Here is an 11,811-nt window from a genome sequence, read left to right as displayed (position 1 = left end):
TTCCTCCCAAAACTAATTAACATTATTTTAGCATTTCTTATTCCACAAACCTGCCCCGTTAGCACAAAAAGGTTTTTAGTTCAAATCACCCTGAATAGATATATTTACTTAATCGAAACAATTGCGATAAAGATTGCTACTACAAAGAATAACCCCCCTATCATCTTCAGAGACCTTTGCTCAGTTAATAAGTTATCTATTCCTCCAAAAATAAACATACACACCATAAGCATCTGCATAGTTAAAAAACTTTTATCAGAATTATCATTCCAATTGTAAATAACATATCCCAGCAATGTTAATCCGCTCAAAATAGTCAACATCTTAAAAATCTTGGTTACCAAATAAAACCACACCTTCTTCAGAAATAAAGAATTTAAATTTGTTCCTATTCGATTTTAATAATGAAAAGTCCTCTTTTGACTAACCTCCCTTTTGTTAAATAAGAAAAAAGCTGCCTGATTAGCAGCTGGAATTGAAAATAAGCTACTTATAGATGAATATGCTTAACTTCAAAAAATCAGTTTATATAAAACAAATCCACCTATTAATACAACAATTAATACTCCTGTACCTTTCCAGCCCATACCACCAGTTAAATCATTTAAATTCCCATTACTTCCTCTATTTAATGAATCTTGTAAGGAACCAGTTGGATTATTTTTTAATTCACTTTGTCTTATTCGTTCTCTTTTTTCTTCAGGTGTTTCATCGTGATTATTCAAATTAAACACCCCCTTCGAATAGTTTCTAATGTGAATATATTCATATTTCATTCTTCTAAACCTTATTCCACAAAACTGCCCCGTTTGTTGAATAAGAAAAAGACCTGTAAAAAATACTGATAAAACGATTTTAGTGCAGACAGCTTCATTTGAATGCTGCGTGTTTTTAACCCATTCTCAGTCATCACAGCCATCCACTTGCTTTAACTTCATCTACCTTTTTAGGACAATACGAAAAGAACTGGGATAGAGCAATTTTATAGCCACGGATTGTTTCTGGACTAAACCGAGATTGCTGGTCATTAAAAAAAGATTGTTGCACTTCTAAATTCATAGATTTCACCCCATAATATTTTGATATTTTAAGATCATATCTTCAGTCGGTATTCGAGCAAAAACACGTGTCGTATTCAAATTGGTATGTCCCAGTTCATTCGCAATAAAATGGAGGGTAGCACCTCTCGCCAGCATATTTGTGGAAATGTATGCCTGCAGCAATGAGGATGGAAGCTTTGAACAAGCCCTGCCTTTTTCCCTAACTTCTTCAGAACTTGCTGAATCCCCCCTTTTAGGAGGCGCTGACCAAATTTGTTCTTAAAAGGGTTCTGTAGGATCACTTGAACGAGTCTGTAAATACTCGATTAACACTAGCGCACATTCTTCTGTAAAGTGAATATGCCTTAATTTATTTCCTTTCCCTTTGACTACTGCTGTCCGTTTTTCTATATTGACATCTTGTAAATTTAAATTGGATGCTTCGGATACTCGGCAGCCAGATGAAAAAAGAAATAATACCAATGCCCGGTCTCTAATTGGCAAATATTCTGCAGTACGCTTTACATGAACATATTCATATTCATCCAGATATTTTCGCAAAGATTGCGGTATTTTTGGTTTCCATCGCTTTTTGATAACCGTGGTTTCCATATATTCCTCTTCTAAACAAAAGTTGAAAAATTTAGAGAGTGCAGCTAAGACCAAATCTACAGTTTTTGGCTTCTTTCCTGCAGAGAATACATCTAACCATTTCTTTACATCAATAGAGGTCAGCTTGCCTAAAGGAGTCCTACATTCACTTAGAAATTTTTCTAAAATCCTTCGATATTTAGTAATTGTTGCGATCGCTTTATTTTCCACTCTGAGTGTTAATAAAAACTCATTTAATATTTGTTTACTTGTTTCAGGAATGCCACAATGAGTGCTTAGCCAGTATTTATTTTTTTGTTCACTCAACTTATCAAGCTTCCTTCTTTTTAAAAGATTATTAGTATCATTGTTTGCTACTTTCAAAATTTTTATACATTAATTAATAGAGTATTTTCATAAGAGAACATTAATTGATTTAATGAAAGGATTAAGATGTATTTAACCATTTATTAAATGATTTTTATAAAAATGCTAAAAATGCATAATATATCACTTTTCGTGCATAGAAAGGGTTGTGGGCCAAGATTTTTTGATTTAACAAAACTAAGAAAACACTGATAGTATAATCTTTAATTTCTCGTTCTCTTTGTAAATATAAAAAATCCCTTTCCATCAAGGAAAGGGATGCATACTAACGAATTTAGTTTTTCTTTAACTTTCGATTTTTAAAGAAAAGAAATATTGAAAAGATACCCAAAACGCCAATAACAGAATAAAGTATAGGTTCTTTTTCACTATTCTCTGATGTTTCTATACCGCCTCCCATTTCTGAATTGTTCTCAAGATTCTTGTATCTTTCATGTATATCATTTTGAAAATCCTTGGTGCTCTTTTCTTCTTTCATTAATTGTTTTGCTGTTTCTGTTAGTGGTTTTACCTTTTTTCCAGTATAAACATACCAAGCATCAAAGGGAGCTTCATAGAGTATTTTTTCTCCCTCTTTTAATTTATCAAGCTTCTTTGCCAAATCGAAACCATACCCAAAAGTTGACATTTCATAAACGCCAGCTTCGTTTTTATAAGTTCCAATTACATTAATTGGTTTATCATCCTGATATACAACTGCTATATACTCACCAGTTTGATGAATACCCTTTTCATGGTCTGAATTTTGTTCTGTAACAAAAGATTTTGACATTGTATAAACTTCGAATAATGGCCCAAAAGTGATATTCGTTGAATTTTGATTCAGATTGAAATTACCAGCGCTCGGGGAATCGAGTTCTCCTTTCACAATCTCTAAAAAATTTTTATCAGCGAAATCTTTTGCTCCCTCAGGGATATTGCTTTCAGCTCCCGCTGGATTTGCTATTAAAAAAATCAATAGAGTAACTAATACTATTATATTTTTTCTCATACTTTTACCTCCCGATTAATAGATGTTATAACGTGTATGCGTCCAATCCCAACTGGAGTTGCTTTTAAAATATGAATAGGTTGTTTTTTTATAGTATGATGTTCCTCCATAATTAATATCAGTCCAATTTATATAATCTGTTGAACCATCATCATATCCATAAATGACTGCAAAATGACCTCCTCCACTTGTCCATCCCATTCTGGCAATCATTGGTCTACCTAGGTTTATTTGAGATATAACACCGCTAAATGTCGAAGCAGAAGATATCACATCGCCAGTGTAATTAAAATTCATTTCCTTAAACATGTTTGAAAATTGTGTAGAAATTGAACCAGTTTCATTTGTAGAACAGCTACTATATCCTTTTCCCCACATGTAAAGCTGGCACTGCGTCTTTACTGTTCCTTTTACATATCTTATAACCGATTGTCCTGCTGCTGCCCAACACCAGTTACTCTTATCCTGGCTATATACAGTTAAACTTAATTTTTTCTCTGCAGCGTGAGTTGGATTAGCTGCAATTAGACTGAAGCACAAAACCACAGCCAGTATAATTTGATTTCGGATCTTGTTCCATTTCATTCTACCTTCCCCTTTTTAAATGATATAGTCTAATATCTCGAGTTTCCTCATTACCAATTAGCATATCATTAAAATTTACAAAAAAGTTAAAATATAACAATACTAATATTATTCTTTAATTTTCTAAGATAAGTGTTGAAAAGTGTATTAATTTAAAGGAAAACACAGGAGAACAGCCGTAGGTAAAAAGACTCATTTTATTTTCAAAGGATTCTTCAAGAAGAAAAGAAAATAACAGTTCCAAAATAAACCACCCACTAAAGTTTTTAAGTGGGTGGTTTGGATTGTAATTATACGGAGTAATGTAAAGTGGGTGGAAGTTAACTTGCAGATATTACTTTATCCTTTACTCTCCACCTCCTTTGATATATTTCTGGAATTACAAATAATAATAAAATAACACCCATAACACCCGTTACCCATACGAGTACCGTAAATGCATATGGAGAGCTAATACTTACTAGATAAACTGCAAGAATTGAAAGCAGCTAGGTTGACGATATCCCGATAAATCTCCACCATCAACTTCAATCAATTTGTATCCTGGGAATCGTTCATTATTTTGTTGGGCTGGAGCTTCCTTTTCTACTGGTTCATCAATAATTGTAGTAGTTTCTTCAAATTCAGTTTCCTCTTGATTGCTATTTTCGGTTGTATTAGCTGTGGTTACTTGCGAAACTGTTTTTTCTTCTGTAACTGAAACATCTTCTGTGTTCGTACATCCCACCATAAAGGTAATCGCTAAAAGTAAGGTTAAATAGTTCATTTTTTTTCACTTTAGTACCCCTTATAATAACTTTAATCACATTTAAGTGTATTTTATCACAAAATGTTTTTCTCTGAATTATATTAAAATACATACGAAAGGAAATTAAGCAATGAAAGAATTTTTATTCTACGACATGAGAAAAGAGCTGGTTTATCAGCTCTTGATATTGAAGAAAAGCACCCGTTCGTAATATAAGGTTAGCCAGATATTTCTGGTTGACCTTTTTATTTATGGTCTTAATATTACGGTAGTCGGGGTAGAACGTCGCACCCGTGGGTTAAATCCCGTCAACTAAACTGTTCACCCCCTACTTGTATAAACATGTTTCAGGCTGGTTGGGACAACGATCCCGTTTAACAAGCGAACCTATGACATTACAAGAAGCCTTAGGGGATACCGACAATTGTTGTTTTACAAAGGAGGAGATATGATTATGAATCCAGTCATTAGTCTGGATGTTTCAAAAGGTGAAAGTCAGGTTCAAGCATTTTTAGACAAAGGCAAACCGTATCGTAAGAGCTTTAGTATCAAACACAATACTGATGGTTTAGGTAGTTTATTAGAGTTCCTTCATGAAGTAGAGAGTTCAGCTGGTGGTCATCAGCCAACGGTGGTTTTAGAATCAACAGGACATTACCATTTTCCTGTAATTCAATTTCTTGAGGAGCAATGTTTTGTTTATATTGTTGTCAATCCTCTTATCTCCCATCGAGCCAAAAGTTCGAGTTTAAGGAAGGTAAAAACAGATACAATTGATTCTTTTCACCTTTGCGAACTGTTTTATAAAGAAGAATTAGAGCCTTATAAAAAAAGAGGAATTCAACTATTAAATCTTCGTAATCTAACAAGACAACAAGAAAGTATTGCCGAAGTATCAGCACAGACTAAAATACAGCTGCATACCCTTTTGGATCAGGTATTTCCTGAATATAGAGGAGTTTTTGGAAGTTTATATTCCAAAGTCTCATTGCTTACATTATTAGAATTTCCTACTTCAGAAGTAGTGTTAAGTGTGAGTGAAAGAGAAATAACAGAGAAAATAGCTTCGCTATGTATGAGTCGTTCAGATGCATGGGCAAACGAAAAGGCCAAAAAATTAAGGGAAGCAGCCCTTCGTAATCCGTTTCAAAGCAACCTCTACCAGAGTAATATTTTTAATCTAGAGTTATTAGTCAAGATCGTTCTTCAATACCAAGAGCATCTATCTAAGATTGCAGGTGAAATAGATGCCCTCGCTAAAGAAATTGAAGAATATCATATACTGCAGTCTATCCCTGGAATTGGAGAGAAAATCGCCGCCACGATTATTTCCGAGATTGGTGAGATAGATCGGTTCAATGATGCCAAAAAGCTCGTTGCATTCGCTGGAGTAGATCCTAGTGTTTTCTCTTCTGGTAAGTTTACCGCATCTGTAAATCGAATTACCAAACGAGGTTCTAGTAGACTTCGACATGCCTTGTATATGGCAGTTCAAAGTGGTATTCGTGATGCTCGTAAAAAGAAAACGACTGATAAAATCATCGCACGCAATAAAAGATTAAGAGAGTTTTACGATAAAAAACGTGAAGAAGGAAAACCCTTCAAAGTAGCAGTTATTGCATGTGTTAATAAGCTCTTACATTGGATTTTTGCCTTATTAAAAAGCAGAACTATTTTCCAAGATACAGTTTAAAAACTATATCTAACTAAATACAACAAAACCTTCCAAATTAAACATAGAGGAAGGTTATTTGGCATGAACATTTTTAGTATATCATGACGTTATTATTCTTTTTATTGAAAAATGTTGACAAACTATTAGCTGGTTTTGTTTAAGTGCATATGTTCACAAAGTTAGCGCTATTACTGCCCAGTATCGTTGTACTAAGCAATAGCCCTTGAGTAAAAGAAAGAGACGATTAATTCTAGGGTAACCGTCTCTTAATAATAGTATATAAAAAACACTTTACCTGTTTTTTCGAAGTCCTAATAAGCGTTTTAAATTTTCATCAATAAATTTATTATCGGTTCTGTTAATTCCGCGACCAGCAAAATGACCCCAGCCTGATTTGATAGGATGATATTCAGCATTAGGTACAAGATTAGCTTCATATTCGTTATTTTCTGCCGTACAGAAGAGATCAGTACTTCCTGGCATGATATAGGTAACCGCTTTAATGCTTTTGAGTGCCTCATCAAACGCTCCGTTATATGCTGCGTTTGCACTAATATCTGCATATTGTCCCGTCCATAACATGGCTAGAACATTGTGTGGATCCATACTCATAAAGCTATTTTCCCAAACTTCAACTGCAAAATCTTCCAATTCCTCAAATCCCATTTCACGATAAAGTTCCTCTTTATAGAAGGTTTGCGATAATCCCCATCCTGCATAGACACGGCCCACTGCACGCATATCTTTAGAAGTCAACTGGTTTATTTTGGTAGATTCCGAGCCGACTGAGGCCATGAGTGCAGCCTTCATTCCATCGAGAACCACATAGGTTTGCGGCCAAGTCTTTGCATTCCCGCAGAAAGAGGCAATTCGATCCACCATGTCAGGATAACTGGCCGCCCATTGGAAAGATTGAAGACCACCCATTGACCATCCAACTACAAGAGCGATTTTCTGAATGCCGAATTTTTCGGTCACAAGTCGATACTGCAACTGAACGTTGTCATAGATGGTTACATGCGGAAAATTAGCTTTTTCGAACGGTGCAGGAGTATTGCTTGGAGAAGAGGATAAACCGTTCCCTATTAGATTCGGAACGATAATGAAATATTTTTGTGGATCTAGTGCCATGCCGTCTCCAATCAACCATTCATTATTAACATGCTGGTCGCCAAAAGCGGTTGGATAAATGACAACATTATCTTTAGTTTCATTCAACTTCCCATAAGTCTTATAAGCAAGGAAAGCGCTTGGTAACGTCACTCCCGATTGTAAGGTTACATCACCTAAATTGAAAATCTCATAATTATCCATTGAGTTGTCACTCCTTTTTAAATGAAACACAAACACTTTAGAATGTATTTCTTGTATTTAGTATAAAGTCGTGTTACTTTCAATAAAAGTGAAGAGAATTAAAAGCAGCATTCAATAAAATTGAAAATTAAGGGGGGGGGATTATGGTGGAATTGCGCCAGCTGAATACGTTCAATACGGTGGCAACAACATTAAATTTCAGTAGAGCTGCTGAAGCACTAAACTACGTACCCTCCAATGTTACGATGCAAATAAAAGCATTGGAGGAAGAACTAGATGTTCGTCTCTTTGATCGTTTGGGAAAGCAGCTTGTTCTCACAACTGCAGGTAAACGTTTTTTAACTCACGTCCAGGAGGTTCTAAACAAATTGGACGAAGCTCGGAGTGTCGTTCATGACAATGAAATTCTAAGTGGTACCTTAACGATTAGTGCTAACGAAGTTGTTTGCGCCTATCGACTTCCAGATATCTTTAAGCTTTTTCGTTCGCGGCATCCTGGTGTTCGTCTCATCTTTCGCTCGGTTCCAAATCAACAACTCAAACAAACACTCTTTGAGGGAACCTCGGATGTCACCTTTATACTCGACGAACCCATTAAATCAACGGGACTTGCAGTAGAGCCATTGACAGAAGAAATTTTTCGCTTTTTCGTTGCTCCAGATCATCCACTTGCTAAACAAACTGCATTACAGCTTGACGATTTTCACGGAGAGGTGTTCCTGATAAACGAAAAGGGTTGTCCCTATAGAACAATGTTTGACCGAACGTTTAAGAAGGGAGACATTGATAGTATTTCATCGTTAGAGTTTCAGAGTGCAGAAGCCATTAAACAATGTGCAATCTCGGGAATCGGTATTGCCTTTCTTCCTAAAATAGTAACTGCAGTCGAAGTTGAACGTGGCGAACTTGTTGCTCTTCCTTGGCGATTTCAAAACTTGGATGTGTATACACATATGGCATGGCATAAAGACAAGTGGCTTTCACCGATTATATTATCTTTCATTGAAGCAGCAAGGGAGGTTCTAGCTCTAACGGAAGACAATATGTCAAAATAGTTTAAACCATTTTGACATATTGTCTTAAATCCTTACATAAAGCTATTGGACGACGCAGTTAACAACTATATAAAATCTACCACCGAAATAATACAATGGCTTTACTATAAAATACACTCCTAAATTCATGAAACAATTTATTGCGCAGTAAGAGTCTACTCCGTTACAAGAATTGCCGAATCCTTATCCCATAAACCTGCCCCATTGTTTAATAAAGAGCATACAAAGTCCTATACTTTAATAAAAAAAGCATCCATCTGTAAAGGATGCCAATTTTCAGTCCACTTTGTTTTTAAGACCTAGCAATCTGTTCTGCTGTTTTGTTCATATCTTTTTGTTCAATCACATAGACTAGCTCTTCAATAATATCGTTTAATCTCATCTGACTAGTATCTTTATTTAAAATGATTGAAGTTTTGTATAGCAACCTTTTCTCTTGTTCAGTCATTCATATTCCTCATCTCTACCTGGTCTTACTCTTCAGTATACCCTCGCTTCATATTAATATACTTATAGTTTCGAAGTTGAATTTTTCGACATATTGATGAAGTGTAAACTTTGCTATAGCCATTTTACTTTTTCGAACTATCCTCTAAACTTAAAATATTATTAGACGAGTTAAACGAAAAGTCTTCCTTATTAGTTTTAAATAGATCTTCAGCTTTCAAGTCCTTAGTCCTGTTCTCTACATCCTTTTGAACAGACTGTTTAAACTCATTAAACTGTCGCTCTAAATCCTCCATTTTACGAGCATAAGACTCAGCTTCTTTTTTATAGAATTCTGCCTCTTGCGCATACTTTTTCTTCTCATCTGGATCACTAGAACTTTCTGCCTTGCTGTAAGCCTCTTCTGCTTGCTTTGCTTTTTCCTTTCCTAAGTTACTAAACCAATTTTTTATAAATCCAAAGGCTTTGGAAAAAATAAGTTCAGCCAATTCTCTCCCATATTTAACTAGTAACTTTAGAACCTCTGGCCAAATTTTTTCAATAAAGAATTTAACTATCACTTTCCACATAGTAAAATATACCTCCTCGTATGCCTATATCCATTATATTACAGATTTTTGGGTATACAATATAATTTCCTGTTTAATGCACACGTTAATTTAACCGCTGTTTCACCGCAGTTACCTCTTATGAAGAGCCCCAATAGTTCTCTTCTTCAACAAACCTGCCCCTTTTGTTTAATAAGAAAAAGCTGCCTGGTACGGCAGCTGGATCTTAAAGTATTGCACCCTATTGTTGAATAAGCAATGTTTACTTCATAATCATAAAAAGCATATCTGATAGGAATTCTTATTGTTTGTTATACCTTTCTTTACTGAGACCACATTCTACTATTAAAAGTAACTTGTAATATGAAAAGAATGTGCTCCAACAATTACTTAAAGAATCTTTGTTATATAAATCATGCCGTTTTTCTTTATAGATATATTGACAGGAATTAATTTATATCATAAATTATACATATAAAAACTATGCATAGATTTACTATGCATTTGGAAGGTGGACTGTTTATGAAGATAAGCAAAGAATTGCTAAAGGGTAGTACCACTACTCTTATTTTGAGTTTGCTTAATTCTAAACCAATGTACGGCTATGAAATTATCAAAGAACTGGAATCGAAGTCTAATGGAATTTTTAGTTTTAAGGAAGGCACGATCTATCCCATCCTTCACAGCCTTGAGGAAAAAGAATTAATAGTATCTTACTGGGGCGAAGGGACCGGAAAGAGAAAGAGGAAATATTACAAGATTAATAACCAGGGCAAAGAATTTATTTTAGAAAAAAAAGAAGAATGGTCCGTTTTCAAGAATGCTGTTGACGAAGTTTTAAGTGGGGAGAAAATCGTATGGGATTAGATAATAAGTTTGAAATGTATATTAGAGATTTGTGTAAACGGATAAAAAATAAGGATGTACATGCCCATATAAAACTGGAAATTAACGATCACCTTCATATGCTCAAAGAGGAGGCCATGAGTACAGGGCTTTCAGAAGAAGAGGCTATAGATCAAGCATTGGCACGTATGGGAGATGCAGTAGTTTTGGGAAAGCAGCTTAACAAAACACACAAAGCCCCTATGGATGTGAAAACCTTGTTGCCCGTGCTGACAGCTTCTCTATTTGGGCTACTGGTTATGTATTATTTGCAATTCCATTCGGCTTTTACAGAGCTTCAAGAACTGAAAGTTTTCAATAAAACTCTTAGCTTCTACTCGTTGGGTGTCGTGCTCATGCTAAGCCTATTTATGTTTGATTACAGGAGATTGATGAAATACTCCAAGCACTTCTATGCGGCAACAATCCTCATACTTTTATTGACCGTTCTCATTGGTGTTAGAGTCGATGATGTGCCATTTTTAAATGTAGGCTTTGCCACTATTAATTTCACCGAAATCACTCCATTCCTTTTGGTCATTGCCTTTGCTGGAATGTTTCATTCCTGGGATTGGAATGATAATCGAAAGTCTTGGTTTGGATTAGGTATTATGTCAATACCAATTTTACTAATGGCGACTACAGGAGCCTTCGCAGCTACTATTATTAGCATCATTGTATGCGCTGTAATCATGCATACGTCAAGGTCCAGCCTTAAACAAACTATAACATTCGCAGTTGTTGCTTCTATATGGCCCATCTGGAATCTGCTGTCTCTTTCTCAGAGATACTCCATGGTAAACTCCTATACAGATCTTAAAATAGGTGAGGCTTATTTTATAGGAAGTGCCCTTCAGGTGACCCCAAGTTTCATTTCTGAGGTCCATACAGATTTTATCTTGGCGTACATCATCTATTCGTTTGGGTGGCTAGCCGCAATCACGGCTTTGGCTCTGGTTATATTTTTTATTTGTAGAATATCGATTACCGTCAAAAGTGTGAATCCCCCTTATGGTAAATTGCTAATTACAGGATTGGCAGCAGTCTTTTCAGCTCAGTTTATACTAAGCCTACTGATGAATCTCGGTTTATCTCCACTGAGTGGTGTACCCGTACCATTCATGAGTTATGGAGGTTCACATTTATTGCTGGAGATGATATCCGCAGGACTGATTCTAAGCGTATATAGAAGACGAAAAACCAAGGAGACAGTTTCCTTGACTCACGGTCCGCAAAGTAATTAAAAGCAACCCATAATGGATTCAATGCTGCAAGAAGCCATTACTAAAAATCTCAGACTATTTGCCAGTCTGAGATTTTTTAATGGATTATTTTATTAGTGATAAAAAAGTGCCAGATCCTTTATACTCAAACTGTTCTTACCGATGCGGTCTTTAATTACCTCTTACACGAACTGCTACATCTTTTAATAAATTCATTATAAAATGTGTTTATCCTTCTTGAATTAACGCACCCTATAGTTGAATAATGATAGCGACTTTCCTGAGGAAAATCATTCTATCTGAATTTCATACGAAATACCTC

Annotated in this window: 15 protein-coding genes; 5 read left to right on the top strand and 10 right to left on the bottom strand. The window is 35.3% G+C overall.

Annotated features, from left to right (window positions below):
- The coding region (locus tag NR125_RS28705; protein ID WP_256816768.1) for a VHS/ENTH/ANTH domain-containing protein at nt 1-279 on the top strand (279 nt) is incomplete at its 5' end.
- A gap of 233 nt (nt 280-512) precedes the next feature.
- Here the strand turns inward: NR125_RS28705 and NR125_RS28700 are convergent.
- The 7 genes from NR125_RS28700 to NR125_RS28675 all read right to left on the bottom strand — a co-directional run bounded on the left by NR125_RS28700 (nt 513) and on the right by NR125_RS28675 (nt 4,360).
- The gene (locus NR125_RS28700) at nt 513-725 is read right to left on the bottom strand and encodes a DUF6366 family protein (protein ID WP_113884113.1); all 213 of its coding nucleotides are present in this window, start codon (nt 723-725) and stop codon (nt 513-515) included.
- A gap of 62 nt (nt 726-787) precedes the next feature.
- Nucleotides 788-910 carry a hypothetical protein gene (locus NR125_RS29665; RefSeq protein ID WP_306219973.1) on the bottom strand — a complete coding sequence of 41 codons (123 nt, stop codon included), beginning with the start codon at nt 908-910 and terminating at the stop codon, nt 788-790.
- On the bottom strand, nt 910-1,059 hold the full coding sequence (locus tag NR125_RS28695; RefSeq protein WP_256816763.1) for a hypothetical protein: 150 nt from the start codon (nt 1,057-1,059) through the stop codon (nt 910-912). Before NR125_RS28695 ends, NR125_RS29665 begins: the two co-directional genes overlap by 1 nt.
- Nucleotides 1,060-1,319: 260 nt before the next feature.
- Complete coding sequence (locus NR125_RS28690) at nt 1,320-2,015, bottom strand: tyrosine-type recombinase/integrase (protein ID WP_256816761.1); 696 nt, start codon at nt 2,013-2,015, stop codon at nt 1,320-1,322.
- Nucleotides 2,016-2,292: 277 nt separating this feature from the next.
- Nucleotides 2,293-3,009: a hypothetical protein gene (locus NR125_RS28685; protein WP_256816760.1), complete on the bottom strand. Its 717-nt coding sequence runs from the start codon at nt 3,007-3,009 to the stop codon at nt 2,293-2,295.
- Nucleotides 3,010-3,024: 15 nt separating this feature from the next.
- Complete coding sequence (locus NR125_RS28680) at nt 3,025-3,594, bottom strand: papain-like cysteine protease family protein (RefSeq protein WP_256816759.1); 570 nt, start codon at nt 3,592-3,594, stop codon at nt 3,025-3,027.
- A 460-nt stretch (nt 3,595-4,054) separates the two neighbouring features.
- Nucleotides 4,055-4,360 carry a hypothetical protein gene (locus NR125_RS28675; protein ID WP_256816758.1) on the bottom strand — a complete coding sequence of 102 codons (306 nt, stop codon included), beginning with the start codon at nt 4,358-4,360 and terminating at the stop codon, nt 4,055-4,057.
- A gap of 436 nt (nt 4,361-4,796) precedes the next feature.
- Between NR125_RS28675 and NR125_RS28670 the strand changes: the two genes are divergently transcribed.
- Nucleotides 4,797-6,035 (top strand): IS110 family RNA-guided transposase, encoded by a 1,239-nt coding sequence (locus NR125_RS28670; RefSeq protein ID WP_256816757.1) that lies wholly within the window; start codon nt 4,797-4,799, stop codon nt 6,033-6,035.
- A gap of 273 nt (nt 6,036-6,308) precedes the next feature.
- On the opposite strand, the gene NR125_RS28665 is transcribed toward NR125_RS28670, so the two are convergent.
- The gene (locus NR125_RS28665) at nt 6,309-7,331 is read right to left on the bottom strand and encodes an alpha/beta fold hydrolase (protein ID WP_256816756.1); all 1,023 of its coding nucleotides are present in this window, start codon (nt 7,329-7,331) and stop codon (nt 6,309-6,311) included.
- Between the two features lie 146 nt (nt 7,332-7,477).
- On the opposite strand from NR125_RS28665, the gene NR125_RS28660 reads away from it, so the two are divergent.
- Entirely contained in the window at nt 7,478-8,386 is a 909-nt protein-coding gene (locus NR125_RS28660) for a LysR family transcriptional regulator (RefSeq protein WP_256816770.1), read from the top strand.
- 292 nt (nt 8,387-8,678) lie between these two features.
- On the opposite strand, the gene NR125_RS28655 is transcribed toward NR125_RS28660, so the two are convergent.
- Both NR125_RS28655 and NR125_RS28650 read right to left on the bottom strand, forming a co-directional pair.
- On the bottom strand, nt 8,679-8,834 hold the full coding sequence (locus NR125_RS28655) for a hypothetical protein (protein WP_009335269.1): 156 nt from the start codon (nt 8,832-8,834) through the stop codon (nt 8,679-8,681).
- A gap of 124 nt (nt 8,835-8,958) precedes the next feature.
- A complete protein-coding gene (locus NR125_RS28650) occupies nt 8,959-9,402 on the bottom strand; it encodes a hypothetical protein (protein WP_256816755.1) in 444 nt (147 codons plus the stop codon).
- Between the two features lie 501 nt (nt 9,403-9,903).
- Here NR125_RS28650 and NR125_RS28645 point away from each other — a divergent pair.
- Both NR125_RS28645 and NR125_RS28640 read left to right on the top strand, forming a co-directional pair.
- Entirely contained in the window at nt 9,904-10,248 is a 345-nt protein-coding gene (locus NR125_RS28645) for a PadR family transcriptional regulator (RefSeq protein ID WP_256816753.1), read from the top strand.
- Nucleotides 10,239-11,510, top strand: coding sequence for an FtsW/RodA/SpoVE family cell cycle protein (locus tag NR125_RS28640; RefSeq protein ID WP_256816750.1), 1,272 nt, complete (start codon nt 10,239-10,241; stop codon nt 11,508-11,510). The genes NR125_RS28645 and NR125_RS28640 overlap by 10 nt, the downstream gene beginning before the upstream one ends.
- The last annotated feature ends 301 nt before the right edge of the window (nt 11,511-11,811 follow it).

Source organism: Cytobacillus sp. Bac17 (genome assembly GCF_024519925.1).
Taxonomy (GTDB): domain Bacteria; phylum Bacillota; class Bacilli; order Bacillales; family Cytobacillaceae; genus Cytobacillus; species Cytobacillus pseudoceanisediminis.
Note: the sequence above shows the minus strand (reverse complement) of the source record. Positions and strands in the feature narration are given on the sequence as shown.

Bases quoted from the DNA above. Each gene is read 5' to 3' on its own strand.
- NR125_RS29665 (WP_306219973.1), bottom strand. From the start codon at position 910: ATGACTGAGAATGGGTTAAAAACACGCAGCATTCAAATGAAGCTGTCT.
- NR125_RS28680 (WP_256816759.1), bottom strand. From the start codon at position 3,594: ATGAAATGGAACAAGATCCGAAATCAAATTATACTGGCTGTGGTTTTG.
- NR125_RS28655 (WP_009335269.1), bottom strand. From the start codon at position 8,834: ATGACTGAACAAGAGAAAAGGTTGCTATACAAAACTTCAATCATTTTA.
- NR125_RS28675 (WP_256816758.1), bottom strand. From the start codon at position 4,360: ATGAACTATTTAACCTTACTTTTAGCGATTACCTTTATGGTGGGATGT.
- NR125_RS28645 (WP_256816753.1), top strand. From the start codon at position 9,904: ATGAAGATAAGCAAAGAATTGCTAAAGGGTAGTACCACTACTCTTATT.
- NR125_RS28665 (WP_256816756.1), bottom strand. From the start codon at position 7,331: ATGGATAATTATGAGATTTTCAATTTAGGTGATGTAACCTTACAATCG.
- NR125_RS28650 (WP_256816755.1), bottom strand. From the start codon at position 9,402: ATGTGGAAAGTGATAGTTAAATTCTTTATTGAAAAAATTTGGCCAGAG.
- NR125_RS28670 (WP_256816757.1), top strand. From the start codon at position 4,797: ATGAATCCAGTCATTAGTCTGGATGTTTCAAAAGGTGAAAGTCAGGTT.
- NR125_RS28640 (WP_256816750.1), top strand. From the start codon at position 10,239: ATGGGATTAGATAATAAGTTTGAAATGTATATTAGAGATTTGTGTAAA.
- NR125_RS28695 (WP_256816763.1), bottom strand. From the start codon at position 1,059: ATGAATTTAGAAGTGCAACAATCTTTTTTTAATGACCAGCAATCTCGG.
- NR125_RS28685 (WP_256816760.1), bottom strand. From the start codon at position 3,009: ATGAGAAAAAATATAATAGTATTAGTTACTCTATTGATTTTTTTAATA.